The 26175-nt window shown below is 35.2% G+C and carries 27 protein-coding genes and 3 pseudogenes; 7 read left to right on the top strand and 23 right to left on the bottom strand.

Annotation, left to right across the window (positions count from 1 at the left end):
* Positions 1 to 82 precede the first annotated feature (82 nt).
* Positions 83 to 373 (bottom strand): DUF6509 family protein, encoded by a 291-nt coding sequence (locus tag ACZLO7_RS21570; protein ID WP_464938520.1) that lies wholly within the window; start codon positions 371 to 373, stop codon positions 83 to 85.
* Positions 374 to 491: 118 nt separating this feature from the next.
* Here ACZLO7_RS21570 and ACZLO7_RS21575 point away from each other — a divergent pair, with 118 nt between their 5' ends.
* Positions 492 to 1679, top strand: coding sequence for an alanyl-tRNA editing protein (locus ACZLO7_RS21575; protein ID WP_464938519.1), 1188 nt, complete (start codon positions 492 to 494; stop codon positions 1677 to 1679).
* A gap of 414 nt (positions 1680 to 2093) precedes the next feature.
* Here the strand turns inward: ACZLO7_RS21575 and ACZLO7_RS21580 are convergent, their stop codons facing one another.
* Positions 2094 to 2885 carry an alpha/beta fold hydrolase gene (locus ACZLO7_RS21580; RefSeq protein WP_464938583.1) on the bottom strand — a complete coding sequence of 264 codons (792 nt, stop codon included), beginning with the start codon at positions 2883 to 2885 and terminating at the stop codon, positions 2094 to 2096.
* 423 nt (positions 2886 to 3308) lie between these two features.
* Complete coding sequence (locus tag ACZLO7_RS21585) at positions 3309 to 4178, bottom strand: polysaccharide deacetylase family protein (RefSeq protein ID WP_464938518.1); 870 nt, start codon at positions 4176 to 4178, stop codon at positions 3309 to 3311.
* 214 nt (positions 4179 to 4392) lie between these two features.
* Here ACZLO7_RS21585 and ACZLO7_RS21590 point away from each other — a divergent pair, with 214 nt between their 5' ends.
* Positions 4393 to 5166: an SDR family oxidoreductase gene (locus ACZLO7_RS21590; protein ID WP_464938517.1), complete on the top strand. Its 774-nt coding sequence runs from the start codon at positions 4393 to 4395 to the stop codon at positions 5164 to 5166.
* Positions 5167 to 5709: 543 nt separating this feature from the next.
* Here the strand turns inward: ACZLO7_RS21590 and ACZLO7_RS21595 are convergent.
* Complete coding sequence (locus ACZLO7_RS21595) at positions 5710 to 6444, bottom strand: sulfite exporter TauE/SafE family protein (protein WP_464938516.1); 735 nt, start codon at positions 6442 to 6444, stop codon at positions 5710 to 5712.
* A gap of 340 nt (positions 6445 to 6784) precedes the next feature.
* Here ACZLO7_RS21595 and ACZLO7_RS21600 point away from each other — a divergent pair.
* Positions 6785 to 6978: pseudogene (locus ACZLO7_RS21600) on the top strand (IS5/IS1182 family transposase); the annotation flags it as partial.
* Positions 6979 to 7237: 259 nt separating this feature from the next.
* On the opposite strand, the gene ACZLO7_RS21605 reads toward ACZLO7_RS21600, so the two are convergent.
* Positions 7238 to 8548, bottom strand: coding sequence for a hypothetical protein (locus tag ACZLO7_RS21605; protein ID WP_464938515.1), 1311 nt, complete (start codon positions 8546 to 8548; stop codon positions 7238 to 7240).
* A 273-nt stretch (positions 8549 to 8821) separates the two neighbouring features.
* On the opposite strand from ACZLO7_RS21605, the gene ACZLO7_RS21610 reads away from it, so the two are divergent.
* Positions 8822 to 8983 carry a hypothetical protein gene (locus ACZLO7_RS21610; RefSeq protein ID WP_464938514.1) on the top strand — a complete coding sequence of 54 codons (162 nt, stop codon included), beginning with the start codon at positions 8822 to 8824 and terminating at the stop codon, positions 8981 to 8983.
* A gap of 80 nt (positions 8984 to 9063) precedes the next feature.
* Here the strand turns inward: ACZLO7_RS21610 and ACZLO7_RS21615 are convergent, their stop codons facing one another.
* The 9 genes from ACZLO7_RS21615 to ACZLO7_RS21655 form a co-directional block, all read right to left on the bottom strand.
* Positions 9064 to 9936 (bottom strand): metallophosphoesterase, encoded by an 873-nt coding sequence (locus ACZLO7_RS21615; RefSeq protein WP_511261374.1) that lies wholly within the window; start codon positions 9934 to 9936, stop codon positions 9064 to 9066.
* Positions 9937 to 9963: 27 nt separating this feature from the next.
* Entirely contained in the window at positions 9964 to 10698 is a 735-nt protein-coding gene (locus ACZLO7_RS21620) for a hypothetical protein (protein ID WP_464938512.1), read from the bottom strand.
* Positions 10695 to 11420, bottom strand: coding sequence for a hypothetical protein (locus tag ACZLO7_RS21625; protein ID WP_464938511.1), 726 nt, complete (start codon positions 11418 to 11420; stop codon positions 10695 to 10697). The genes ACZLO7_RS21620 and ACZLO7_RS21625 overlap by 4 nt, the downstream gene beginning before the upstream one ends.
* A 25-nt stretch (positions 11421 to 11445) precedes the next feature.
* Positions 11446 to 12168 (bottom strand): hypothetical protein, encoded by a 723-nt coding sequence (locus tag ACZLO7_RS21630; protein WP_464938510.1) that lies wholly within the window; start codon positions 12166 to 12168, stop codon positions 11446 to 11448.
* Positions 12168 to 12899, bottom strand: a complete 732-nt coding sequence (locus ACZLO7_RS21635) for a hypothetical protein (protein ID WP_464938508.1) — start codon at positions 12897 to 12899, stop codon at positions 12168 to 12170. The genes ACZLO7_RS21630 and ACZLO7_RS21635 overlap by 1 nt, the downstream gene beginning before the upstream one ends.
* On the bottom strand, positions 12883 to 13782 hold the full coding sequence (locus ACZLO7_RS21640) for an ATP-binding cassette domain-containing protein (RefSeq protein ID WP_464938507.1): 900 nt from the start codon (positions 13780 to 13782) through the stop codon (positions 12883 to 12885). Before ACZLO7_RS21640 ends, ACZLO7_RS21635 begins: the two co-directional genes overlap by 17 nt.
* Positions 13782 to 14162 carry a GntR family transcriptional regulator gene (locus tag ACZLO7_RS21645; protein ID WP_464938506.1) on the bottom strand — a complete coding sequence of 127 codons (381 nt, stop codon included), beginning with the start codon at positions 14160 to 14162 and terminating at the stop codon, positions 13782 to 13784. Before ACZLO7_RS21645 ends, ACZLO7_RS21640 begins: the two co-directional genes overlap by 1 nt.
* 441 nt (positions 14163 to 14603) lie before the next feature.
* Entirely contained in the window at positions 14604 to 15278 is a 675-nt protein-coding gene (locus ACZLO7_RS21650; protein WP_464938505.1) for an ankyrin repeat domain-containing protein, read from the bottom strand.
* Between the two features lie 41 nt (positions 15279 to 15319).
* Positions 15320 to 15937, bottom strand: a complete 618-nt coding sequence (locus ACZLO7_RS21655) for an NAD(P)-dependent oxidoreductase (protein WP_464938504.1) — start codon at positions 15935 to 15937, stop codon at positions 15320 to 15322.
* Between the two features lie 228 nt (positions 15938 to 16165).
* Between ACZLO7_RS21655 and ACZLO7_RS21660 the strand changes: the two genes are divergently transcribed.
* From ACZLO7_RS21660 to ACZLO7_RS21670, 3 genes are all read left to right on the top strand, one after another.
* Positions 16166 to 16516, top strand: coding sequence for a YybH family protein (locus ACZLO7_RS21660; protein ID WP_464938503.1), 351 nt, complete (start codon positions 16166 to 16168; stop codon positions 16514 to 16516).
* A 183-nt stretch (positions 16517 to 16699) separates the two neighbouring features.
* Positions 16700 to 17365 (top strand): response regulator transcription factor, encoded by a 666-nt coding sequence (locus ACZLO7_RS21665; protein ID WP_464938502.1) that lies wholly within the window; start codon positions 16700 to 16702, stop codon positions 17363 to 17365.
* Positions 17358 to 18815 (top strand): sensor histidine kinase, encoded by a 1458-nt coding sequence (locus ACZLO7_RS21670; RefSeq protein ID WP_464938501.1) that lies wholly within the window; start codon positions 17358 to 17360, stop codon positions 18813 to 18815. The genes ACZLO7_RS21665 and ACZLO7_RS21670 overlap by 8 nt, the downstream gene beginning before the upstream one ends.
* A 519-nt stretch (positions 18816 to 19334) precedes the next feature.
* Here the strand turns inward: ACZLO7_RS21670 and ACZLO7_RS21675 are convergent.
* The 9 genes and pseudogenes from ACZLO7_RS21675 to kdpC all read right to left on the bottom strand — a co-directional run bounded on the left by ACZLO7_RS21675 (position 19335) and on the right by kdpC (position 26166).
* Positions 19335 to 19682 carry a hypothetical protein gene (locus ACZLO7_RS21675; protein WP_464938500.1) on the bottom strand — a complete coding sequence of 116 codons (348 nt, stop codon included), beginning with the start codon at positions 19680 to 19682 and terminating at the stop codon, positions 19335 to 19337.
* A 146-nt stretch (positions 19683 to 19828) separates the two neighbouring features.
* On the bottom strand, positions 19829 to 20506 hold the full coding sequence (locus ACZLO7_RS21680; RefSeq protein WP_464938499.1) for an ABC transporter ATP-binding protein: 678 nt from the start codon (positions 20504 to 20506) through the stop codon (positions 19829 to 19831).
* A gap of 10 nt (positions 20507 to 20516) precedes the next feature.
* Positions 20517 to 21941, bottom strand: a complete 1425-nt coding sequence (locus ACZLO7_RS21685; protein WP_464938498.1) for an ABC transporter permease — start codon at positions 21939 to 21941, stop codon at positions 20517 to 20519.
* Positions 21942 to 22105: 164 nt separating this feature from the next.
* Positions 22106 to 22389, bottom strand: a pseudogene (locus ACZLO7_RS21690) (GNAT family N-acetyltransferase); the annotation flags it as partial.
* 43 nt (positions 22390 to 22432) lie between these two features.
* The gene (locus ACZLO7_RS21695; RefSeq protein ID WP_464938497.1) at positions 22433 to 22630 is read right to left on the bottom strand and encodes a hypothetical protein; all 198 of its coding nucleotides are present in this window, start codon (positions 22628 to 22630) and stop codon (positions 22433 to 22435) included.
* A gap of 251 nt (positions 22631 to 22881) precedes the next feature.
* Positions 22882 to 23568: an ABC transporter ATP-binding protein gene (locus ACZLO7_RS21700; RefSeq protein WP_464938496.1), complete on the bottom strand. Its 687-nt coding sequence runs from the start codon at positions 23566 to 23568 to the stop codon at positions 22882 to 22884.
* Positions 23569 to 23578: 10 nt separating this feature from the next.
* Positions 23579 to 25021 (bottom strand): ABC transporter permease, encoded by a 1443-nt coding sequence (locus ACZLO7_RS21705; protein WP_464938495.1) that lies wholly within the window; start codon positions 25019 to 25021, stop codon positions 23579 to 23581.
* 172 nt (positions 25022 to 25193) lie between these two features.
* Positions 25194 to 25465: pseudogene (locus tag ACZLO7_RS21710) on the bottom strand (GNAT family N-acetyltransferase); the annotation flags it as partial.
* 62 nt (positions 25466 to 25527) lie between these two features.
* On the bottom strand, positions 25528 to 26166 hold the full coding sequence (gene kdpC, locus ACZLO7_RS21715; RefSeq protein WP_464938494.1) for a K(+)-transporting ATPase subunit C: 639 nt from the start codon (positions 26164 to 26166) through the stop codon (positions 25528 to 25530).
* Positions 26167 to 26175 lie beyond the last annotated feature (9 nt).

Below are 26175 nucleotides of genomic sequence, written 5' to 3' on the forward strand. Positions count from 1 at the left end.
AATTCTCATCATATCAAAAAAGGCATTCAGATTAAAAGTATTTAAACTATAATCGAATGCCTTTAGTTACATAATCAATTTGTTATTCGCCTGCTATAATGCGCTCTTTACAAAAGCTCAATATAATTTCTTCTTCATCTTCTTCTAGACCAAATTCTAGCATTTTTTCAGTACCTTTATCGATGATGAAGTAATTCGCAAGCTTAAAGTCGTCCTCTTTTTTCCCAACGATTGCGCGGATTTCAAGACCACCTTCTACAAATAACTCGTCTTCTTCATCTACTTCGATATCTAATAAGAATTCAAAGCGTTGTCCCTCAATAATATTTGTGGGATCTAAAATTTCATCCATTGTATATGCTAAAATGTCCATAAAGAATCGCTCCTCTTTTTGCATGTATCAATCATTAATATTAAAGCAAAAATGCGATTAGTAAAGTTTTTAGACGATTTACCTGTACTTTTCGATAAAAATTGAAGGAGTTATGACGATGCAGACGTTATTTTACTATCAAAATGCAATGATGAAAGAGTTTTCGGCAAATGTTTTAAGAAGAGGTATTGAAGAGGATGGGCGCATATTTGTCGTGCTTGATAATACAGCATTTTATCCTACTGGTGGTGGTCAGCCTCATGATACAGGTACACTAAATGGGATTGAAGTAGTCGATGTCGAGAAAATTGACGACGAAATTCGCCACTATATTGCAGAAACTTTGCCTATTGACGTTGAAATGATAGAGGGCGTACTAAATTGGGAAAGACGTTTTGATCATATGCAACAACATGCGGGACAGCATATTTTAACAGCGGCCTTTATTGAATTATTCGGTTACCAAACTGTTAGTTTCCATTTAGGGAGAGGCACTGTGAGCATTGATTTAGATGTTGAGAATATTACTCAAGATGAGCTTATTGCAGCAGAGGCACTTGCTAACAAAATCATTTTAGAAAATCGACCAATTGAAACAAAATGGGTGACAGAAGATGAATTAGAGCATTATAACCTACGTAAAGCGCTGAGTGTTACAGAAGAAATTCGCCTAGTTATCATACCAGATTACGATTATAACGGCTGTGGTGGTACTCATCCCACTTCTACTGGACAAGTGAGCGCTATTAAAATTATGCATATTGAAAAGCAAAAAAGGAAAGTGCGCGTGCATTTCGTATGCGGTGGGCGCGTATTAAGTGAGCTACATTGGCGCAAAAATGAACTAAGTAAAGTGGCTAAACTGGCAAGTACTCCTGAGAATGAAGTGGCCGATTCAGTTTCTAAACTGTTTACTGTGCAAAAAGGATTAGAGAAAGCTTTAGATGCAGCAAAAGATCAGTTACTATCTTATGAAGCAGTAGAACTTGCAAAAGCAGCAAAAGACGGTGTTACTGGTGCCGTTTATGCAGAACGCTCTATTCAAGATTTGCAAAAACTAGCTCGACTTGTAATAGCAAAAAATGAAAATGTCGTAGTGCATCTTGTAGCAGACCAAGGAGATAAATTACAGTTTGTCGCTGCTCGCGGTACAAATGCAGTTGATATGAGTATGAAAGATATATCTACAGTAGTGCTACCATTATTAAACGGTAAAGGTGGCGGTAGCGATGCCTTTGTACAGGGTGGTGGCGAACATACGATGACGAGTGCTGAATTGCTAGAGAAGATGAGAAGTGTTCTATAAAAAAACGACCAGTTTTCTGATATTCTTGAGGTACTAGTATATCCAGACGAAAATCTAAGAAGACTTCCATTTAAAATTGTTAAACTAACGAAGGCGTTGATCTAAGAAGGATTAACGTTCTTTTTTGTTGGAGTTATTGAGCTAACGGAACAGATTAATTAAAAATGTAGGGAGAGAACCCAATGATTTTAGGTAATCCAATAGCAAGAGGAAATACTGCGAAAATTTATCTCTCCGATAACAAAATAGTAAAAAGCAGACCCGAAAGATCCTGAAGAACTGGATCTTTCGGGTCTGCCGAGGTCGTTGTCGTTGCCGTTGACCTGCCGCGTATCATAAATCAGCATAAATTAGCCCTCATCTATTTAAGGTGGGGGCTTTTTAACGCTTATGAATTAATTGGCGACGGTGTTGCTATTCCGAGTCGTATGCAAAAGAAGATAATATTTGGTTGAATCTATCGCGCTCCTCTAAAAAAGCGCAATGGCCGCTGTATTGGAACGGAACTAGCTTCGAATTTTTGATCAGCTTATTTGTTTCCTCAGCTTGGGTAAACGGAACGACTTTATCATGAATCCCGTGAATAATTAATGTGGGTACATCGATCTGACCGAGATCGTTGTAAACATTTTCATCTCTAAGCGTGACCATAATGGCGGAAGTCGCCCAATTCGCCGCTTGTAATCCCATTAAAACGAACCAATCGGATTTCGGTTCGGAAATATACTGAAAGAAAAAAATTCCCGTTTGGTCTTGCAGCATTTGCGGTCGGTCATGATTTGTATCTTCGATGATTTTATTTGTAAATTCTTTTGGAACGCTAGATGGAGAGGCAGCGTCGATCAGGACGAGTTTAGATACCCCATACCCTTTATAACGAGCCATATAACGAATCGAGATCGCGCCTCCTGTAGAGTGTCCTGCCAGTGTTATGTTTTTTAACTGTAACGCCTCGATGACCATGCGGACATCATCTGCTAATCTATCGAAACTGTACCCGCTAAAAGGTTTATCCGAATTGCCATATCCCCTCCAATCCATTCCGATACAACGATATCCAAGCGTTGGAAGGTAGTTGAACTGATATTCGAACTGGTTATGGTTTAGCGGCCATCCATGAATAAAAAGTATCGTTTTATTTCCCTTCGGATTGATGTCCTCTATAAATACGTTGACCCCTGGTTCGACAGTTACAAAGTATCCCAGATGTATCACCCCAATTATTAAAAAGTAATTTCCCATTAAGATATTCACCCAAGACAGAGTGTATGCCTAATTTCGGCGAATATTGTTGAAATAGTGCGAAGAGGTTTCTGATGAATACATGCTTAGGAAACGCCTAAACGGAAGGTAAGGGGATTTTTCGATTTTTGATGCACAGGCGGAGAGACTTTTTCATTGAAGCAGGATATTGGGTAGTGATATGAGGAAGAAAATATGGTTATTAATTAATGCGAGTTTGAGTGTCTTAAAAAAGAAGACATATTCCCTTTAGCGCGGGGAATATGTCTTCTTTGTCTTTTTTAATGCAATAGATGTACTTTTTGTAAACATGTTGGTGGTACCCCATATAGTAATACAAAAAAAGCCTTCAAGAAAAAATATTAAAGGTAAATGTAAGGACACATTCTATTTCTTAAATGGAATATTCAACAATTCTGTAACTGTGACAAATTCATATCCTTTATCTTGCAGTTTTGGGATAATTCGGTGAAGTGATTCGATCGTATTCGTTCGATCTCCACCCGATTCTGCCCCATCGTGCATGAGAATAATCGCGCCTGGATGAATGTTGTCTACTACATTCGAAGCAATAACTTCCGGCGGGTCTTCCTGCCAATCCAACGAATCAACCGACCAGGCAATCACGTAATAGTTCATTTCCCTAAGCTTCTCGACTAATTCATTGTATAAGAAGCCATATGGTGGTCTAAATAATTTTGTCCGGTAACCAATAATGTCGTTAAGAGCATCTTCCGTTTTAGTTACTTCCCTCTCTAGGGTTCCGAGGTCGGATTCTTTGACAAGGTTAGGATGGGTGTAGGTATGGTTTCCGATTACATGACCCTCGTTTTGCATTCGCTTGACAATTTCAGGGTTAGCAACGGCTTTTGAACCTAACACGAAGAATGTTGCTGGTACATTGTACTGTTTTAATACATCTAATACATCATTTGAAAAACGTGGATCAGGACCATCATCAAAAGTTAAAGCAACTCGTTTTTGATCAGTAGGACCTTGTAAGAAAAATATTTCTGGATACCGTTGTTGTAAAATTCTTAGGTCAACAGGCTGCAGAGGATCCCGCCCGGAATTTTCAGACCCTCCTTTAAGGTCAGGTAAATCTTCTTCCGGATCATCTCGTAAGTCCGCTTTCAACCATTGCCTCGATACATCTGCCAAGGTTCCCTCATTCGCATAAACAGTCATGATATCTGTTATATGCAAACAAAATAAAAACCCCGTAACCAACAACCACTTGAATATTCGTTCTTTCATCCATTCATCTCCTTTTTATATTGATACCCGTTTTAGCGATGGCTATTCTAACCTGAATGTGTTTTTATTTCTCATAGTTGTTTAGCATAATAAAAATTTCATTTTTTGTTCAACTAACGGTTTTGTTGAACTTATATAACTAAAGTGGCAGTTTAGTTATATAAGTAATTTGGTCAATCATGGTAAAGTAATATTAGGTATGGGAGAGATGATAATGGACCAATTAAAAGGGAAAGTTGCGATTGTTACGGGTGTAAGCCGTCTGAAAGGGATAGGAGCTGCTATTTGTAAGGAGTTAGCTGATTCGGGTTATCATATATTTTTTACTTATTGGACGGAATATGATAAAAAAATGCCTTGGAGCATTGAATTAGATGAACCCGTTAAATTAAAAGAAGAATTAATAAAAAAAGGTATTAAGGTATCATTTATGGAGTTGGATTTAATTCAACATGATGCATCTGAACAACTTATAAATAAAGTTTCTGAACAACTTGGTAGTCCTGATATCTTGATTAATAACGCAGCATACTCAATCAACAACGATTTTTCTAATTTAACTGCCGAAGAATTAGATAAACATTACATGGTAAATGTGCGTGCTACGACACTATTAAGTATTAGATTTGCTCAGAGGTTTGATAAGAAATCAGGTGGAAGAATAGTCAATATTACTTCAGGTCAGTTTCAAGGACCAATGCCTGGCGAATTAGCATATGCAACAACAAAAGGAGCAGTTGATGCTTTAACTATTACGTTGTCGGCTGAACTAGCCCCTTTAGGAATAACGGTTAATGCATTAAATCCAGGCCCAACTGATACAGGTTTGATGACAGAAGAAATAAAAAATGAATTAAAACCGATGTTTCCTTTCGGTAGAATAGGAAAACCGAGAGATGTTGCAAAAACTATTAAATTTCTAGTGAGCGATGAAGCAGATTGGATTACAGGTCAGATTATTCATTCAGAAGGTGGATTTAAAAGGTAAATTTAACTAAAAAGGCTTTGGGTTTTAGAACCTTTTTGTTGTATTAAATTCCAAGGAAGTTATCAATTTGTGAAACATTGTACTTAAACTACCATGAAAATTAATTTCTTCAAGAAAAGAAAAATGACAATACTTAAGAAGACCCTTGCCTAATCGTTAAAAAAAGAGGAGAGCGGACATTAATAAGACTATTGTTTTCGGTAGACTATTAGTATTGACTCCACAAACCATTTTCATTCTCTGTGGTGCAGTACTATTTTGTGCTGCATGGATGGCTAACGGGGTGCTTTAGTGCTATAAGGCTCATTAAAATGATTAAATTTTATAAAAAAAATAACATTTCGACCAATCTTTTTTCAAAATGTTGGTTTATATATATATGCTGTTGTATAAAGACTAAAGATCGCTTTAATCAATCTTTATTTTAAAGCTATACTTCCTTTTAAAATAGAAGTAGATAAACTTGAATTTCTTCAAGTTTATCTACAGTCTGGAATCCCCTTTTCTTGTTTGAAAATTTGAAAAAGCCTATTATTTAATCAATTACTTATAATAATTAATAATAATTTGTATGATTAATAAGAGCGTAATACCCCGTAATAGAGGATTAACATATTTAACATTCATTTTACGCGCCACTTTAATGCCTACTTGTGCGCCAATTATACCGCCAAACATTAAAGCAATTGTCAGCGGCCATTCGATTTTCCCTGTCGAAATGTATGTGATAGAACTACCAAAGCACCCTGCAAAAACACCTACCCTATTTAAGCCTACTGCACGGATATAAGCGATTTTCTGACTTGCATATAAATACATCTGTAACGTACCACTGCCAGGTCCAAACATCCCATCATACATACCAATTCCAAATAACGATGAACCGGTTTTAATATTCAGCTTAAATTGTTCTTCCCCTTCAAAATTACTTTTCTTTAATAATGATGTTATAAAAGCAAAGCCTAATAAAAAAATTGCTACTAGTGTCAATGTATCTCCGCTCATTAACGAGGCAACCATTCCTCCCGTTGCTCCGCCTAATAAACAAGTAACTAATACTATACCTGATTCCTTTAACGTGATTTCTTTTTCTTTAAAGATTACTAGAAAGCTAGTAAATGAACTAACTGTATTCGCTACTTTATTTGCTCCAATAGCAGAATGCACGGGCAAACCATAAAGCAGCATTGTCGGTAAAGAAATCAATCCACCACCGCCACTCAGTGTGCCAATGAAGTTTCCTGCAAAACCAATTACAATAAAGATAAAAAATGACACGAGACCCCTTCTCCCATCTAATCAATCTACATTCATTTTATATGAAGTCACCATAACAATAAATGTAAATATAAAATGCCCGCGGTGAAATAGAGGGCACTGAAAAAGTCCATAAAATGAATTTTAGCCATGGCTTTTTCTTCGATGCCGTTAATTTCCGTTCCGGCGGACGCTTTCCTGGGGACGAACCTTGAGCCTCCTCGTCACTAACGCTCCTGCGGGGTCTCAAGATGTTCGCTAGTTCCCCAAGGAGTCGCCGCCTGCACTCCAATAAACTATGTGCCAAAAACAAAACGGATTCAGTTTCCATAAAATAAACCGAACATGAAGAGCAAGAACTTTTCAAGAAACGGAAAGATTCAAAGACTTAGCGAAAAAGCGCTATAGAATTGAAGCGAAGAATAGTGTGTTAAAAAATCCGCATGGCTACAATACGGCAAAATCGGCGGGTTTATTTGGCCAGAAGTCCAAGGAGCTACAACAATATTTGCGGTGAATTTAAAATGTTTCTTTAAGCTATTAAATGAAGAATAAGGAAAATACAAAAAAACACCGGCACTTTCTGTTCAAAATCGAACAAAAGTGCCGGTGTTTACTATTGAAGAACATTACACTTTAAAAACTTAATGACCAGTAAAGGAGTATAATCTTGTATGAAAAATCAGCATCAGTGAACCTAAATATTAACTAAATTGAGTATTTTTAATGGGGAATAACAAATAACCCTTCACCCAAGTTCTTAAACCTTTTACATATAAAATTTATAGAAATAAAACACAATGTAAATTTCCTCTTATTTATGAAAAAGAATTTTATTATCGCCTATTATATCAGCTATAAAGTCATTCCAATCTGATACTAACGTGTTATGACTGAATGCATCTGGGCGTTCAACTTGGTAATTATTCATTGGCGATTTCTCGTAAAACACATCCCAATCATTCGGCTCTTGGTAGCGTTCCAATCTACTTTCTTGTTGCACTTTATTTTGGAATGAATCGTAAGCTGCAGAGATAGTTGTATCGAATCCATGTTGAGGTTCTTTATCCTGTAGGCTATTACGCAACCGTTTCGCCCAATCTTCAACCATTTCACAATTCAATTCGCCATATGCTTCGCGATTCCTAGTATACGGATTATTTTTTGTCTCTTCTTGACGTTGATTTATATCTTCTATTTTATAGTTAAAGAATGATAAATACGCAGTCTCCATCTTGCTAGCTAGTTCTGGTGATACGCCGTCTTTTTGAATCAGCAATTCTAACTTCATACCTAAAAATCCAAGCTCTATTCCCAGCTGTTCCTCGCTTACGGAAGTTGATTTTTGGTTAGTTAATCGACGTTGTACCGCTTGATAAAAATTTGCCACCGCATTTAATTCCAATGTTGTATACGGATTTTCTTTAATCTTAATACGGTTCTCATCTATTTTAGCAATAACTAAGCGTAGAATATCCCCCATAAAATACGAATCTCGTTCCAACCATGCATCCGATGTACCTTTAATAAAAGTGTAATCGGGGTTTGCTTCAACAAAATCCCCGTATTTAGCAAGCTTATATTGATAAATTCCTTTAATCGATTGCTCCATTAAAGCTGCTTCTCCTATTACTTCATTTCTTTCAAAAAATGCACCTACGGAATCAATATAAGCATTCGATATTCTTGTTAACCCACGACCAAAAATTTCATCTAGTTTAGCAAGCTGCGCCACTTGTTCTTCACTTTCAAAATCACGTTCGATACGCATTTTATATGTGATAAATTCGGAAGCTAAATAATCGATATGCTCGCCAATAGCAGGAAGTCGATCAAAAGAAATCCCACCTTTTGTACTCACATTAAATTCAACCATCTTCCAGAATATTTCCTTTGGTAATCCTTGTTGTTGAAATTCCTCTTCTGTAAGCGATTGCATTTTAACTCGCTTATTTGCAGAAAAATATATCGGTAAACGTTCCTGTGCTTGAGCAATATACTTTTCTTTCAATCGTCTAACTGTTTGTACATCTAAATAGGGCTTTAACACATTATTATTTTCACCGGCTTGAGCTGGTTGTTGTTCAGGTAGTGACACTCTATTTTGTAAATAATAATTGTTCACCTTATATGTCACCCTCCTTTTATTAATAATTATCGATTATGTGAACTTATAACGACCAATGATATCTGTATGAATATTTTAACAACTTAATGTAAACGAGACTAGTCCTATTTATGAAACATAAGTGTAATAGACACAAACACCTACGTTATAACCTATACTTAAAACGAATAATCTGTTTCTGAAAGGTTTGATTATAATTGAAAATTGCAATTATTGGTTGCGGCATAGGCGACTTATGTGCTGCAATTGCCCTTCAAAAAAGACAATTAGATGTTGAAGTTCGAAGCTACACCTTTTTTCCAACCCGTTGGTGCTGGCATTGGCTCAAATGCCATGCAGGCACTTATGAAAATGGCCGTTGGTGAAAAGATCTATAGAGATGGGACGTCTTTGACAACACAAGTGTTTCAAAGACTTTACTGTGGAGATTAAAATTTCTTTTTGATGCGAATTTTTAATATTAAAAAGGTCGCTAAGTACTGAAATATTTATCAGTACTTAGCGACCTATTATTATTTTATAGAATGTAATTCCACTACAACGACTTCAGGTAAATTAAATAATCGAACAGGCATTAGGCTATTGCCTAGCCCCCTACTTATAACTTGAGTCATATTATCGATTTCAACTGTACCAGACGTATATTTCGGGAAAAATCCTTGTCCTGGTGCGATAAGACCACCAACACCTGGTAAACGGAATTGGCCCCCATGCGCATGACCAGAAAACGCTATATCAATTTTATTTTCAGCATATATTTTCATATTTTCAGGACGATGAGCTAATAAAAGCTTAAAAGTATCATTTGATTGGTGGAGAAGAGCAGTATCTAACATTGCTTGTGTGTCTGTTCCTGCAAGTGGGTCTTCAATACCTACAATTTGAATCGTCTCTCCACCCTTTTCAAAAGGAATGGTACTGTTTGATAATACTTTAACGCCCAGTTCAATAAGTGCCCCTTTAATTTCAGGAACTCTATTTACCGCTATTTCATGGTTACCTGTAACATAATAAACAGGTGCAATTTTCACAAAACCAGCCACAGCCTGCATACTACTTTCTAAATCATAACGGTTACGATCAATAATATCTCCCGTTAGGAAAATAGCGTCAGGTTTTGCTTCTAATACCTCTTTTAAAAGGCGCTCCTGTTCATCGCCAAATGTAGCATCATGTAAATCAGAAACTTGAACGATGCGCATTCCATCGAAAGATTTTGGTAATTTCTTAGACTCTATTTTATACGTCGTTGTGACTAGCCCTTTGTTGTTTCCTATACAAAAGATCACAACTAGTACTAAGCCGATCATTATTCGTAAAATCTTCTTCAATGGGCATCGCTCGTTTCTTTCGTCTCTTCTTTGCTTCATTACAATCATTGACATATTACTATCAACTATATTCATTAGGTATCAATATTCAACTTCTGGATACATTCTCAAACCATTTTCATCTAATACATTAATATGTTTTGGCACTTTCAGAATGACATAAGTAGAACCATCAACTCCGATCTTTTGATCAAAATCAAATGCGTCAAAACCTCTGTTAGCAAATGGGAAAAGACCAATTTCATCTGTGAAAATATTACCTTCGAGTGTATATGGATCAGGTTTTTTAAAATTTAATGTATGCTGATCTGACCAGCTAATCACAGTCGGCTTAACTTTCTCTGAAAAATCCAAATTGTACAGGATATTACGCGTTTTATAAACTTTACCCTCAATTTGCTGCTTTCTTTCATCAGTCCAATGAACAATTACTTGTTTATTGATATATTCATCAAGAGATACCTGTTTTAAGTACAGTTCTTTCCCCTTTAAAGTATATGTCCATTTATCTACTAAATACTTTTCGTCTTCCTCTGTTAGCTTATTTGCTAAAGCATTTTTTTCGAAAATCTTATTTGCCTTGAACTGCTTTTGCACCTTTTCATCTGTTAAATATAAAGAATCTGATGATGTAAGAGCTGGATATAAAGCTACGGATGCAACGAGTAATACAATATATATGCCTATGATTATTTTCGTAGGACGTTTGGTTAACTGGAAATGTTTCGCTTTTTTGAAAATAAAACGAACTACTATAATCGTAATTAGTAAATAGATAATAAACGGCATAATTGTTATAAACCATAAACTACTCATGTTCCCTTCACCTCCATACGAGAACCGATGATATTTGCTACGAATAAGCAAAAAGTGATGATAACAACATTAAAAATGGCAAATGATAAAAAGTTTGGATTTTGCTCGTAAAGATAATTAACGATGAACATGCTAAGTTTCGAATTAATATAACCAATAAAAAGCACAATAAATACTAAGACAAAGAGCTTCGAAATTTGTATCAGTGTTCCGATTAAATATCCGATAGCAGCAATAACCATACTCACTATAAAAACAGCAACCGTATTGATAAAGAACACTTTCGGCTCATTAAAGATGGCCATACCTTCAACAAATTCTTTCTTAGTAAATAAAATTAATATGGCATATAAGAGATAATTTGATAACATAATTGTAAAAGTTAAAAATGCGCTCATATATATTAAAATAATTATATCCGTTATGCTATTGATCTTCGGAGTTCGTATATAAGGCAATATTTCACGACGTGTTTCCTTTCGTGTTAATGTGATTGCTACATAGAATATCCAGAGTGCAGAAAGCATGAAAATTCCAGCAGGTGAATAAATGATAAATTTTAACGAGAAGTTTTCTGAGCCCCTTCCCATCTGGCCTGAACCACTAAATGCGAAAATTATCATACCTATTATCTGTAATACAATTAGGTGGACAAGCATGTCAGCATGGACATTTAACTTCAACTTTAATTGATTCTTTATAGCCTTAGATGTCAAAGACATTATTCCATCTCCCTTGTATTATTCGTTAATCAAAAATCCTTAAACCTTCATCAATCGTTACCTTTACGTTTTTTGGTACAGTAAGCAATAAATAGTATGGACTCTCAAAATACCGATCTCCTTCCCACTCTAGTAATGAATTACCCCCTATCGAATCTTTACTTTTTAAAATACCGTTATCACTCATTAGGACATAAGATAATTTCACAACTTTTGGATTTCTAACCGTCATTGTTTTTGAATCTCTCCAAGTAATTGTTGGTACATTTAATTTATTCGTAATCTCTAGATTCTGCTCTACAAAATTTGAACGATATAACTGCCCTATAATTTGATGGTTTATTGAATCCGACTTTCTTTCAACTACTCTTAGATAAGTACTTTTATTTGGATTCTCCATTTTTAGATGTAGTGAATTTCCTTTAAAAGACTGAATCCATTCATCAACTAAAAACTGGTCGATGTTACCTTCTGCTTTACTTTTTAGTAAGGCTTTATGAAGCGCCTTGTTTTCAGCACTTAGTCTTTCTCGTTCAGTATTAGTTAAGTATTGCATTTCATTTTTAGGAATGACGACATAAATTATTGGTGCCACCACAAGAATTGTTACATATATACCAATGAAAAATTTTAATGGTTGTTGATTTGTGCGTAAGGTCTTGGACTTTGAACGTATGAAGATCACAATGAAAAATATAAATAGAAGAATTAATAAACACGGTAATAGTAATAAAAAATCGAAGTTCATTATCCCCTTACCTCCAAATTATTTGCCATCATTGCTGTTAAAACGAAGAAAATAACACTTGCGATTATGCTTACGATAAAAAATAAGATTGGCTGCGTTCCTAGTCCTATGATTGCTTGGGCAATCCCTTGACCAAATTCAGTAAACAATATGGAGAAACATACTGCAATGATAATACAAAATACTACCTTCGATTTCTGAGCAATCATGCCGAAAAAGTATCCAACTGCGGCCACGTATAAAATGACTACAATAAAAGCAGCAATATTCTCTACAAATACTCCTGGTGCACTAAACATATCTTCCCTGACAATAATATTGTGATTTGATCTCAGTGTGACTATAATTCGTACCACATAATTAGATAACATTGTAGTGAAGCCTGCAAAAATAGCTATTATTGCTAGTACGACCGAATCCGCTATACTACTCATTGTTCGGTTCGTAACAAATGGCATAATATCTGCACGCTGATCATGTCTCATCATGAGCATACCTATATAAAATGCCCAGAAACATGTTAAAACGAGGACCCCCGTTGGTCTAAAATCGTAAAAATTAATTACTGCTATATCTATATCTAACAACCCATTGGAAGAACCTATAAGAGACAACAGCATGCCAACAATTTGTAAAATGATTAAGTATACGACCATCCCTAAATAAGCATGAAATTTAAATTTCACTTGAACCTGTAGGGTTTCTACAAACGTTTTATTCGTTAAAGACATCGTCAATGCCCCCCGTTCTTGTGTTCGTCAAATACTGGCAAAGGTCATTTGCTGATACAGGTGTAAATGAAATACCTTCTAGCAGTAATTGCTGTTTATTGAACGTGCAATCCTGTGCTTTTAGAACGGTGTACATCTGATTACCAGCTACTTGCTTTTCATGTAACACCTCAAGTCCAGCTGTCCACTTCTTTATTGCATCTGTTGGTCCTAGCAAACCTATTGCATACTCACGCAGTTCATCTAAAGATTTATGCAAAGCCACTTTCCCTTCATCAAGAAGTAAAATATCTTCAAGTAAATGTTCCATTTCATCAAGGAAGTGACTTGAAATGATTATTGTTCTTGGATATGCCAAATAATCTTTTAATAACGCTCGATAAACATCCTTACGTACCGCTTCATCCATACCATTAATAGGTTCATCGAACATCGTCACATCACACCGTGTTGCTAAACCGAATATAAAATTGAAGGTGTTTTTCATCCCTTTTGATAAATCAGAATGGTAGGATTGTGGGTTTAAACGGAAGTATTGTAGTAAACGTGCTGCTAACTCTGCATCCCATTTCCCGTAAAACTCGGGTGCAAAGTTCAGAATGTCTCGTAGATTAAATGAACCAGGGAATTGCATTTGATCATTGATGAGAATGCTATTTGCTGATACAAAGAGGTTATTGAATGGTGTTTTATCAAAGATTGTAACTGTGCCCGAAGTTTGCTTCGTAAAGCCAGCTAAAATACGTAATAATGTTGTTTTCCCCGTCCCATTGCGACCAATTAGTCCGGTGATCTTCTCTCCTTCAATTTGGAAAGTAATATTTTGTAAGGCCTTCTTTTTACGGAATTTCTTTTCTATATTTTCGCATTGGATAACCGACATTATTTCCCCTCCTCTTTACTACTCGCCCGTTTTATTAAAGTGATCAACTCATCCTCTGATACCATGAGGCGCTTCGCTTCTAACACAATTTCCTGAATCATTAAGGTTAGTCGATCATTACGTCGTTTCTCTAAAATCATTTTCTTCGCTTCTGCTGTTACAAACATGCCAAGCCCCCTCTTCTTGTACACTATTTGTTCTTCCAAAAGTAAGGTTAAGCCTTTACCAGCCGTTGCTGGATTAATGTTGAATAGTTCTGCCAACTGGTATTGCGAGTACACTTTATCGTCCGTCTTTAAATGTTCTGCAATGATTTCATTTTCAAGCCACTCAGCAATTTGAACATAAATCGGCTTTGTACCATCACTATTTAATTGCAATTTGAAGCCCTCCTTTCTTTACTGGTCATTAGTACATTACTGTTGTAATGTACTATACTGGATTATTTTAGTAGTGTAAACAGTTTTTTGTATAAATAGAAAAAGACTCGTCATTATGACGAGTCTCAGACTGTAGACAAACTCACAGAAATTTGGGTTTATCTACAGTATTTTTATTTTAACAAATTTATAAATAGTTAAGACCGTTGATCTCCGTTACGGTGGATGCTTTCCGCGGGCGGGTGCAAAGCCACTTCGTCGCTATGCTCCTGCACGGTCATGGACTGTCCCGCTTTTCCCTCAGAAGTCGCCACCTTCGCTCCAATTAACTACACATGTAAAGGTGTGAATATCGTGCGTATAAAGGGCTTCGAGCTGAATTAAATGAAGATCGAATTCATCATAAAAAAACTATTCCACCAAACAAGTTTATCATCAAAATTAATATCTAGATTTTCTTAAAAGGTTTTCAATCTCCTTGAAATCAAGCTTTTCTGCGTGCTCAAGTGGTGTCACACCGTCTCTATCCGCAAGATTTGGATTAGCCCCGTACTCTAACAAAACACGTACTGTTTCTTGCTGCTTTTTACCGCCATCCCCTAAAATGATGGCTTCTAATAACGCCGTCCATCCCAGATTATTAATATGATTCACATCACTATTTGTTTCAGTTAATAAAAATTTTACAACATCAACATACCCATGCTCAGATGCTGGAATTAGAGCAATGCCACCATAGCGATTTGTCAGTTTTGGATCTGCTCCTGCCTTTGTAGTCAGCTTCACTATATCCAAATAGCCCTCTGCTCCAGCATATAAAAAGGGCGAGTTTTGCATATCATCTTGAATATTTACATCGGCTCCTGCTTCAATTAACACTTTTGCCGATTTCACGTCATTATTATATGTCGCCAGCATAAGCGCTGTGCGGCCTTTGCTATCTTGTGTATTAATACTTTGTTCAGATTTCAGCGCTTTTTTCACAGCATTGACATTTTGCTTCTCAACGGCTTCAAATAATGACATCTGCACCCCTGCTTTCTTCATTGTCATATAGCCTGCAAAAGCTACACCTAATGATACAGCTGCAAAGATTGCTTTATTTCGCATTCCCATATGATCTCACCATTCCTCTTTGTGAAATTACATTTTCTAAGTTAGTATGCCAAACCGACACGTGAGTGATTAAATTCATTTTGGAATAATTCCTGATAAACGAAGTGAGCGGTGTCACCTACTGTAATTTTCTCACCGTCTAATGGTAACCTATTTTTTTCTGTTCGATATACCCCAATAGCTGGGCCATCAGGTAAATAGGTAGGACAAGCAATCGTCCAATTTAAATCTGATGCTTCTAATGCACGAAATGCTTTCGCATGTTCTTCTGCCGCAAAAGTTAGCTTTCGTTTAGACTCAGATGATTCGTAGCGTAGTTTTCCGCTTTCAGCACGACTATCTAAAATACCTGCTGTACCGATTGTGACGATTCTTTTAATATTTAGTTGCTTCATAGCTCTAATAATATTTGGGACACCTTCTGATAATGTTATCGTTTTATCTGTACCAACTGCACTTATGACTACATCTGCCTGCTCAATAGCTAGGACAACATCTTCGTAACTTTTGACATCACCTTTAACCTTTTGAAGATTTGGGTGTTCCGGCAATTTCTCTATTGAACGTACAAGTACCTTAATTTCGTGCCCATCAGCTAAGGCATATTGTAATACTTCGTTTCCTACTCGTCCGGTTGCACCGAAGATTGTGATTTTCATTTGGTGATGCTCCTTTATTGTTTAAATTATTGGTGATTTATGAAGGTATTTATTTTTTTATCGTCTTATATATATTTTAGCATTGTTTGTTTTATTGGAAATAATAGAGAGCCCTATGGAATGAGGAATTATATTTGGCTAGTTTAAGGAAAATCAGACAGACAATTAAAAGGGTTAGTATACTAATTTTAAAACTATATAAGGGTATACAATCCAAAGGAGGATACAATGAAAATTTTAGATAGTTATATTAAAGCAACAAATACTCATGATTTTAATCAAGTAATAAAATTGTTACATCCTAATGCTGTTTATTTTTTCTCAGATCAGACTTGTACATGTCTCAAAGAAATCCAAAAATACTTTGAAAGTGCCTGGTCAATAGTAAAAAATGAGAATTACGAAGCACATGATGTTGTATGGTTAGATAAAAAAGAGAACTCTGCAACTTGTATTTATACATATTTCTATGAGGGATATATTAATGGCGAATATACTAGTGGGAAAGGCAGAGCTACAAATATTTTTGTAAAAGAGTCCGATAAATGGCTTCTAATTCATGAACATTTAAGCTCTTAAAAGTAATACTCAACATGATATACGAAGATTTTCATACATTCGTATACGGGCTTTGAAATGGTGTTAGTATGGAAATAAACATAGTTTTTATATAAATTTTCTTTATTTATCTAATTATTATTCCGAATGCATCTTCACATAAACTCCAGATAACACGGTTATAATGCTATAAGAGGTGATATAATGAGAAACTATCAAATTCTTGTGGTAGAGGATGACAAAGAAATTCAAGAGTTAATAAAACAAATTTTAATGACACAAAACTATATCGTTGAAACTGCATCAGATGGATTAGAAGGAATGAAACAATTTAATAAGCAATCCTATGATTTAATTCTTTTGGATGTGATGATGCCAAACCTTAGAGGATTTGAAATGGTGCAAATGATTCGAAAACAGTCTAATGTACCAATTATTATGCTAACCGCATTAGAAGAAGAACAAGATCAAATGAAAGGCTTTGATCTTGGAATCGATGATTATATTACTAAACCTTTTTCTTTCCTTGTTCTAATTAAACGAGTCGAAGCAGTACTGAGAAGAAGCTATGATCAAAGTACAGATAACAATTTAGTATTTAAAGAAGTCCATGTTGATTGTGATGCATATAAAGTATATGTAAATGAGGTTGAAATACTATTAACGACAAAAGAATTCGAAATTCTGCAACTACTGCTCCAAAATGAAAAAAAAGTACTTACAAGAGAAAGAATTATAGAAAAGGCTTGGGGCTATGAATATTGTAGTGAAACACGCATTATCGATACACATATTAAAAACATACGAAAAAAATTAGATATACCTTATATTAAAACAGTAAAAGGCATTGGTTACAAAATCGATGAATAAAATATTAAAAATCACAAAGATGAATCGAATTACTTATAAACTCTTTTGGATTACTTCACTTATTTTGTTAGCCTTTGCATTAGTGATGTATCTAACTTTATACTTCTTTCTACCTACATTTTATGAACAGTATAAAACAGATCAACTTCAAACAGGAATAGAAGAAATAATTGATAAATCCAAGGATCTTACTTTTCAAAATGCAATACCGCTTTTTGATAAATATGCACTAAAAAATAACGCAATAATCTACCTTCAAGATCAAGAAGGAAGAATTATTTATTCTCCTACCTTTTCCTTTACCGGTAGTAATAGTCAAGGGATGGCAGTTATAACGCCTGCTACTAAAGGTCCAGTGGAGAATTCAGATAACCATTCCAATTCATATAATGCTACCATACCTATTCAATTTCTAAACGTTAACTTAACACTCGTGGTGTTCGCAACATTTCAGCCTATTAATGAAGCTTCACAGGTGTTGGCCCTTTTCCTTCCTTATATTAGTATTATTGTAATTGTTATTGGTTTAGGTAGTGCTTATTTGTATTCACGGTTCATCACAAAACCTCTCATTTATATTAATCAAGGGGCACAAAAGATGGCGAACTTGGATTTCTCTGAAAAAATTGAGGTTCGATCCAATGATGAACTAGCGGAATTATCCAATAGCTTAAATGATATGTCAGTTAATTTACAACATACTATGCATGATTTAAAGAAAGCAAATCAACAGTTAAAAAGCGATATTGAAAAAGAAAGAAAAATAGAACAAAAACGCAGGGAATTTTTCTCAATAGTAGCACATGAATTAAAAACTCCTCTCACCGTCATGAAAGGATACTTAGAAGGAATGATTTATAATATTGGTCCGTATCAAAATCGTGACCAATACTTAAAGAAAAATCACCAAATTATTGAAAGTATGGAACAACTGGTTCGTGAGATTTTAAGCATGTCAAAATTAGAGCAACATACTTTTAAACTACAATTGGAAGAAGTAAATCTCTCGGAATTAATTAATACAATCACAAAAGACCTTGAATTTTTTGCTTCTCAAAAAGACATTCAAATAATAAAACAAATTGGTTCTCACCAGCTTGTTTATACAGATCGGGTTCTATTAGAAAAAGCCTGCAAAAATATTGTTCATAATGCGATTATGTATTCACCTCATGGAGAGGAAGTACATATAACTTTAACTGCGGACTCACAACAACACATTCAAATTAAAGTCATTAATACAGGTGTTAAAATTAAAGAAGAGGATTTACAGCAGATTTTCGAACCGTTTTATAGAATCGAAAAATCAAGAAATCGAAATACTGGTGGAAGTGGCTTAGGGCTATATATTGTAAAGCAAGTTTTTGAAACCCTTTCTATTACCTATTCTTTAAATAACACTGAACAAGGAGTGCAATTTTTAGTTACCATTCCTTTATCCACAAAGTGAACAACAAAATAGTTTAGATTTTAGTTTTGAAAGAAATTTCTATAATTTTATTTTTGCAAAAGGTAATTTTTAAGAAGAAGAAAAAATCCATTTTGAAAAAGATTTCAAAATGGGTTTTTCTATGTAAAATTGTTAACTACATTTAACCTTTGAACAACTTATATTCTCACAACATCAATACTCTTCAACTTTTTTGTCCTTCATGAGGCAGCTAACAACACAACGAGTGGCAATAGAATACGGCAATCGTCATAAAAATCCAACCACTTAGTTCCAATAGATTCACTCCGCTCTAACCTTTTGGTGAATAAAAATGTTTACCCACAATTCATTCTACCTGAAAATATTCCAAATAAAAACAACTTGTGGGATTTTAAATCCACAAGCTGTTTTTATCAAACTTATTTGAAAGGCAACACATCTGCCAACACCTCTATTATTTAATTCTCATTCGTTGGGGACCTTTACCTTCTGATTCTATCTTGAGGCTATCCCATTATTCTTTCTATTTTCTGAACCTCAACTAGATGGTCCTGCCCTACCACTCTCACTCCCCTCTTGATCAGAAGGGGGTATTTCTCTCTGACCCGGTTCCATCTCATTTTGGTTTGGAGGAAACAATTCTCCCGGATCTGGCTCCATATCGTTTTGATTTGGAGGAAATATATCTCCTGGATCTGTCATTGTTCCATCTTTATTAGAAGGGGTCATCCCCCCTGGATTTGGCGCATTTGGCATTCTGCTATCTTGATATGAATCTGCTTCTTTTGGATCAGAATCCATGTTATCACCTAAATTCAAAAGGTTTAAATACGTACCAATTAAAATGCCGAATGTCACTAGACCAATAGAAGTCACTATTTTCATCCGTATCTCTCTCATTCCTTTCTTATGGATTTAAACCATTTTATCGATACATTTTGTCTAATTAGATCTACTTTAGCTTTTATGGTTCTATTTCACTTTTTATTTAACAACGTTACCGAAACACTTCTTAAGCTTAAATATTCATGTTACAACTTTTTAATTACTAAATTTCTTTTTTCTAGATACACCGCTTTATCTGATTGTTTAGCCACCTCTTGGGAATGCGTCACGACAATAATACATTTATTTTCTTTATGAGCAAGTTCTTTAAATAACTCGATAATTCCCATAGAAGTTTCTTGGTCTAGATTCCCAGTTGGTTCATCCGCAATTAATAAATCTACGTTACAAGATAGTGCACGAGCAATTGCCACACGTTGTTGCTGACCACCGCTAAGCTGTAATACCTTCCTTTTTGCTTCTACTTCTGTCAATCCTACCTTACTTAATAACTCAAGTGCTCTTTCTTTTTTGTCTTTCACATCGACCCCTGTAATCTCCATTGCGGTGACTACATTTTGAAGAGCTGTCATATACGTAATGAGGTTATACGATTGAAAGATAATCGAAACGTGTTTGTTTCGATAAGTATCTAGGCCTATCTTCCGTATATCCCTTCCGTTGTATAATACATAACCACCTCTTGGAACATCTAATCCACTTGCTAAACTAAGAGTAGTTGTTTTTCCCGATCCTGATGGTCCTAAAATGGTATATAAGCATCCCGTTTGAAACGAAAAGTTTACATTATCTAAAATATTGATTTTTTTATTATTGCTGTGATAATGATAATTCAGATTTTTGAATTGTAATATAGTATCCATGTGTATCCCTCTATTCGTCTTTTAATAAAATGTCTTTTGGATTTAATCGAAGAATCGATAATGCTGGAAGAAGTGTTGCTAAAATTGCGATTAATAGACCTAACCCACCTAAATTCAAAATATCTTGTGATGTTACACTTACATCAATATTATCAATAGGACCTACATCTTGATTTTGTCCCATATCCATTCCAAACGAGAATCCTAAATTATCTGCTCCCTGCTGTTGTTCCTCTTCAGAAACAGCAACTTCTTTCTGTAATAGACTATCGCCCATTTTTTGAGACACTGCCCCACCTGTAAATATAGACAGGCTAAATGCTAAAACAGCTATACATACTACTTCTACTAAGAGTTGACCTATTAATTTCCCTTTTTTCTCACCAATCGCCAGTAAGATCCCTAATTCTTTCCGACGTTCTTTTATTGTCAACATAATAATCAGACCTAAGATAATTGATCCTGTAATTGAGACCAAGTATACAATCCATTTTGAAGTGGCTGCCATGTTCTCAATTGGGCCTATCATTTTTTTATATAAGACATCATGAGCATCTAGTTTAAATAGGTCAAAATCAATATCTGTTTTCTTTGCAGCTGCTTTAAAAGCATTGATATGATTTGGATCTTTTAAGTAGTAAATTGCTTCGTCAATTGGTGTACCCTTCGCATCTTTATTTTCTGAAAGCTCTTTTAACGATCCGTAAGAAACATACACTTTATTAGATGGATGGAACATTGGTGGTGCTGCTTCCTCACTTCTATTTACATCGGATCTTTTATAAATCCCTATTATTTCATAGTTGATTGTGGATGTTTCATCGTGTTTAATCTTTAACTTATCACCAATTTTCAACTTGTTATGTTTTGCTAACCTTTCTTCAACTATGGCTACTTTCTTATTTTTATCTTCTGATGTTAATGGACGCCCCTTTATAATTTTATAAGTTTCTTCTTTAAACTCTTTAACTAAATCAGAACTTCTCACGCCTGTTATGGATGTATTTGGCATTTCCCCTTGGCCTCCACCTCCATTAATGGATGCACTCTCCCCAGCTCCCCCTTTGTCATTATTAATAGGTGTAAAGCCATCCGCTGACCCCATCGCCATCCTTATATAGTTAAAATCTTTTACATATGGGGAGTTAGCTAACTGATCTGCTTCCTTTGAAGAAAGTTGTGGACGCTGTATTTCTCCATTTGGATTTTCTTCTCTTTGTTTTGCTACGCTTTTTTGGAGTTTTTCGAAGTCAAGTCCAAGGCTGACATCAACCCCCAATTTTTTTCTAGCCAAATCATTCGCTGTTTCTGTGACGTTTTGCATTGCAAATCCTGCTAAGGTTAAATTAGCAACGACTAAAAATACAGTAAATAGGATAAGGGATTTCCCTTTTCTTGCTCTTACACTTAAAAATGCTCGTTTAATAAAATTCATTTCTATAACCTCCTTGATATCTAAAATATATAGGACTTGTCTGGAGCTAGTATGAAGATATCTAGGAGTTTATCGATAGATATGCGGGAGTTTATGTGGGAGTTTTTTAGTTACAAAAGAGCTGACCCAAAGTCGATAGAAACCTACTTTAGGACAGCTCTTTTATATTTTTTATATAAATCTAACATCTGGAAGCTTAGAGTATCTACATTTATGAAATCACAATTAGTTTCTAATGCTATGTGTTCTATTCCGTGCCATACCAAAATTCACGGAAATCCTTATCTATTATTAACAATTCTATTTCTAACCAATTCCAACACACTTGACCTAATTTACCACCACGAACATTACCATTTTCGTCTTTAAGATAGATACTAATCTCTTGGTACCGTCCTCTTAAATCGACCGGGAAGTGCACTAAATTATATTTACCGGCTTTATTCATAGAAAACAATTAAATTAAAAAGCTTTGTCATGCATCACCTACCTTAAAGCCTTAAAAATAGAGGCCATAAATTGGATTTATTAGCTAATATAGTTAATTCATCAAGGTTTTTAATCACAATTTCTTTTTTCGATGGAGGCAAATCCGAAATGTTTGAAATGATTTCCCTTCTTTTTAGTTCCATTTGTTTTAAAATACCCTTATTAATCCCCTCTAGATTACAACTACTTTCTTCGTTCATCTCTACCACCCCTTCTTTTAACAATATATACCACTAACTCTATTTTAAAATTTTATATCATTTACCTTTTGTTTCTGGCTAACACCCTGGCAACTACCCTTAATTTTTTTGAATGGAAAGCCGGCGTCCCTCTGATAAAAGATTGCCGACTTTTTTAGAATCTTTAAAGCATGTATTATTTATAACTTACACTCCTTCATTGGAACCTTCATTAATAATGTTCCCTTCTATACCGTTGTAAGTTTTACTATTCATTTGCCTTTCAACTCTTTGACTACTAAATTTCTTTTTTCTAGGTACACCGCTTTATCTGATTGTTTAGCCACCGCTTGGGAATGCGTCACAACAATGATGCATTTATTTTCTTTATGAGCAAGTTCTTTAAATAGCTCGATAATTTCCATAGAAGTTTCCTGATCTAGATTCCCAGTTGGTTCATCCGCAATTAATAAATCTACATTACAAGATAATGCACGAGCAATCGCTACACGCTGTTGCTGACCACCGCTAAGCTGTAATACTTTTCTTTTTGCTTCTACTTCTGTCAGGCCTACCTTTGCTAATAACTCAAGTGCTCTTGCTTTTTTGTCTTTCACATCGACCCCTGTAATCTCCATTGCAGTGACTACATTTTGAAGAGCTGTCATATACGTTATGAGGTTATATGATTGAAAGATAATCGAAACATGTTTGTTTCGATAGGAATCCAGGCCTATCTTCCGTAAATCTGTTCCTTTGTATACTACATTCCCACTACTTGGGATATCTAATCCACTCGCTAAGCTAAGGGTAGTTGTTTTCCCTGATCCTGATGGTCCTAAAATAGTATATAAGCAGCCAGTTTGAAACGAGAAGTTTACATTATCTAAAATTTTGATTTTTTTATTATTGCTGTGATAGTGATAATTCAGATTTTCGAATTGTAATATAGTATCCATGTGTATCCCTCTATTCGTCTTTTAATAAAATATCTTTTGGATTCAATCGAAGAATCGATAACGCTGGAAGAAGTGTCGCTAAAATTGCGATTAATAGACCTAACCCACCTAAATTCAAAATATCTTGGGATGTTACACTTACATCAATATTATCAATAGGATCCACATCTTTATCTAGGTCACCATTCATCACACTCGCACTACTCGTAACCATACCCGATTGTCTTTGTTGCCCTGAATTATCTTCTTGCTCTTCAGAAGCCGTAATTTCTTTCTGTAATAGACTGTCTCCCATTTTTTGAGATACTGCTCCACCTGTAAATATAGAAAGGCTAAATGCTAAAACAGCTATACATACTACTTCTACTAAGAGTTGACCTATTAACTTCCCTTTCTTCTCACCAATTGCCAGTAAGATACCTAGCTCCTTCCGACGTTCTTTTATAGTCAACATTATGATAAGACCTAGAATAATTGATCCAGTAATTGAAACCATATATACAATCCATTTTGAAGTGGCTGCCATGTTCTCAATTGGGCCTACCATTTTTTTATATAAGGCATCATGAGCATCTAGTTTAAATAGGTCAAAATCAATGTCTGTTTTCTTTCCCAGTGCTTTAAAAGCATCGATATGATCTGGGTCAGTTAAGTAATACGCTGCGCTATCAATGGGTGTGCCCTTAATATCCTTATTTTTGGAAAACCCTTTTAAAGATTCGCACGTAACGTATATTTTGTTAGATGGATTTAAGAACGCTATTGGTGGTCTTTGGCCAGTATCGGATGCTTCATAAATCCCTATTATTTCTACCTTTATTTTCGATTTTCCATCGTCTGTTTTGATCTTTACCTTATCGCCAACTTTTAGCTTGTTTTGTTTAGCTAATTGTTTTTCAACCAAGGCAACTTTCTTACCTTTATCTTCTGCTGTTATGGGGCGCCCCTTAATGATTTTCTCCGTTCCTTCTGTAAACCCTTTCAATAAATCAGAGCTTCTCACGCCGGTAATTGCTATATTAGGCATTTCCCTATCTTCATTTTGGCCTCCACCAGCGAAAGCAACCGCACCTTCACTTTCATTTTCATCTTCAATGTGCTTAAAGCCATCCGCTAAACCATAAGCTTCTTTTAGATAATTGAAATTTTTCACATAGGATGATTTAGCTAACTTATCTGCTTCATCCGTGGAAATTTCCGGAATATTTATTCTTTCATTTGGATTTTCTTCTACCTGTTTTTCTATATATTTTTGAAGCTTTTCATGATCTAATCCTAGCGTTACTTCAACGCCCAATTTTTTTCTAGCGAGATCACTCGCTGTTTCTGTGACATTTTGCATTGCGAATCCTGCTAAGGTTAAATTAGCAACGACTAAAAATACAGTAAATAGGATAAGGGATTTTCCCTTTCTTGCTCTTACACTTAAAAATGCTCGTTTAATAAAATTCATTTCTATAACCTCCTTGATATCTAAAATATATAGGACTTGTCTGGAGCTAGTATGAAGATATCTAGGAGTTTATCTAGAGATATGCGGGAGTTTATGTGGGGAGTATTCTAGTTACAAAAGAGCTGACCCAAAGTCGATAAAAACCTACTTTGGGTCAGCTCTTTTGTATTTTTTATAATTCCTTTTTCAAATAGTAATGCTGATAGTCTCTACCAACATTATCAATGCTACCAAATACCTCATAGCCATTCTTTTCATAAAAGCCTAATGCCTGAAAGCTTAGTGTATCTTTTGATAAAATTCACAATCTGTGTCTATTGCAATCTTTTCTATTTCTAATAGAAGTTTTATACCATATCCATATTCACGTAAATTTTCATCAACGATTAATGAATGTATTTCTAACCAATTCCAACACACTTGACCGATAACGCCACCGAGCACCGATAAGATACGGTAACTAAACGGCAATTTTATCCTCTTTATCACACTTAATATTCCCCTAATTATTTTACCTTCATTTTTTTATAAATATCTAAATTTGCACCAAGGACGTTGACTTTATCTTCTCCGAACACACCAAGTGATCGTCTATCGGTGTTTGTTTTCACAATGTCCTTCACTTCAGCTTCAGAAAGGCCGCTTGCTTGCGCTATACGTTTTATTTGAATTTTTGCAGCCTCTACACTGATATGTGGGTCAAGACCCGATCCAGATGCAGTAACTAAATCTGTTGTAATTTGTTCAAGCTTTACCCCAGGGTTCGCTTTTAAAAATGTCTCTATATCAGCTTCAATTCTTTTTTCTAACTCAGGATTTGATGGTGCATAGTTAAAGGTACCTGAACTTACGCCATTATACTTTGTTTCTCCCTTGGCATCTGGAACAATATCTTCTTTCGTATAAACGTTGTAATTGATTGCTGAAACACGCCCCCAGAAAAATTCAGGAGATGAAAAAGCCTGCCCTAATTTCTCTGAGCCTATCGCTTTGCCATCCAGCTCAATTAAACTACCGTTTGCTTCGTGATTGAACAACACTTGTGCCATCCCAGTAACAGCGAATGGATAAAGCAATCCACACAACACAAACATCAATAAAGTTATCTTCAACGCTTGTTTAGAATCTCTAAAAAATGCTTTCATGTTTATCCC

Source organism: Viridibacillus sp. d25.2 (assembly GCF_055456015.2).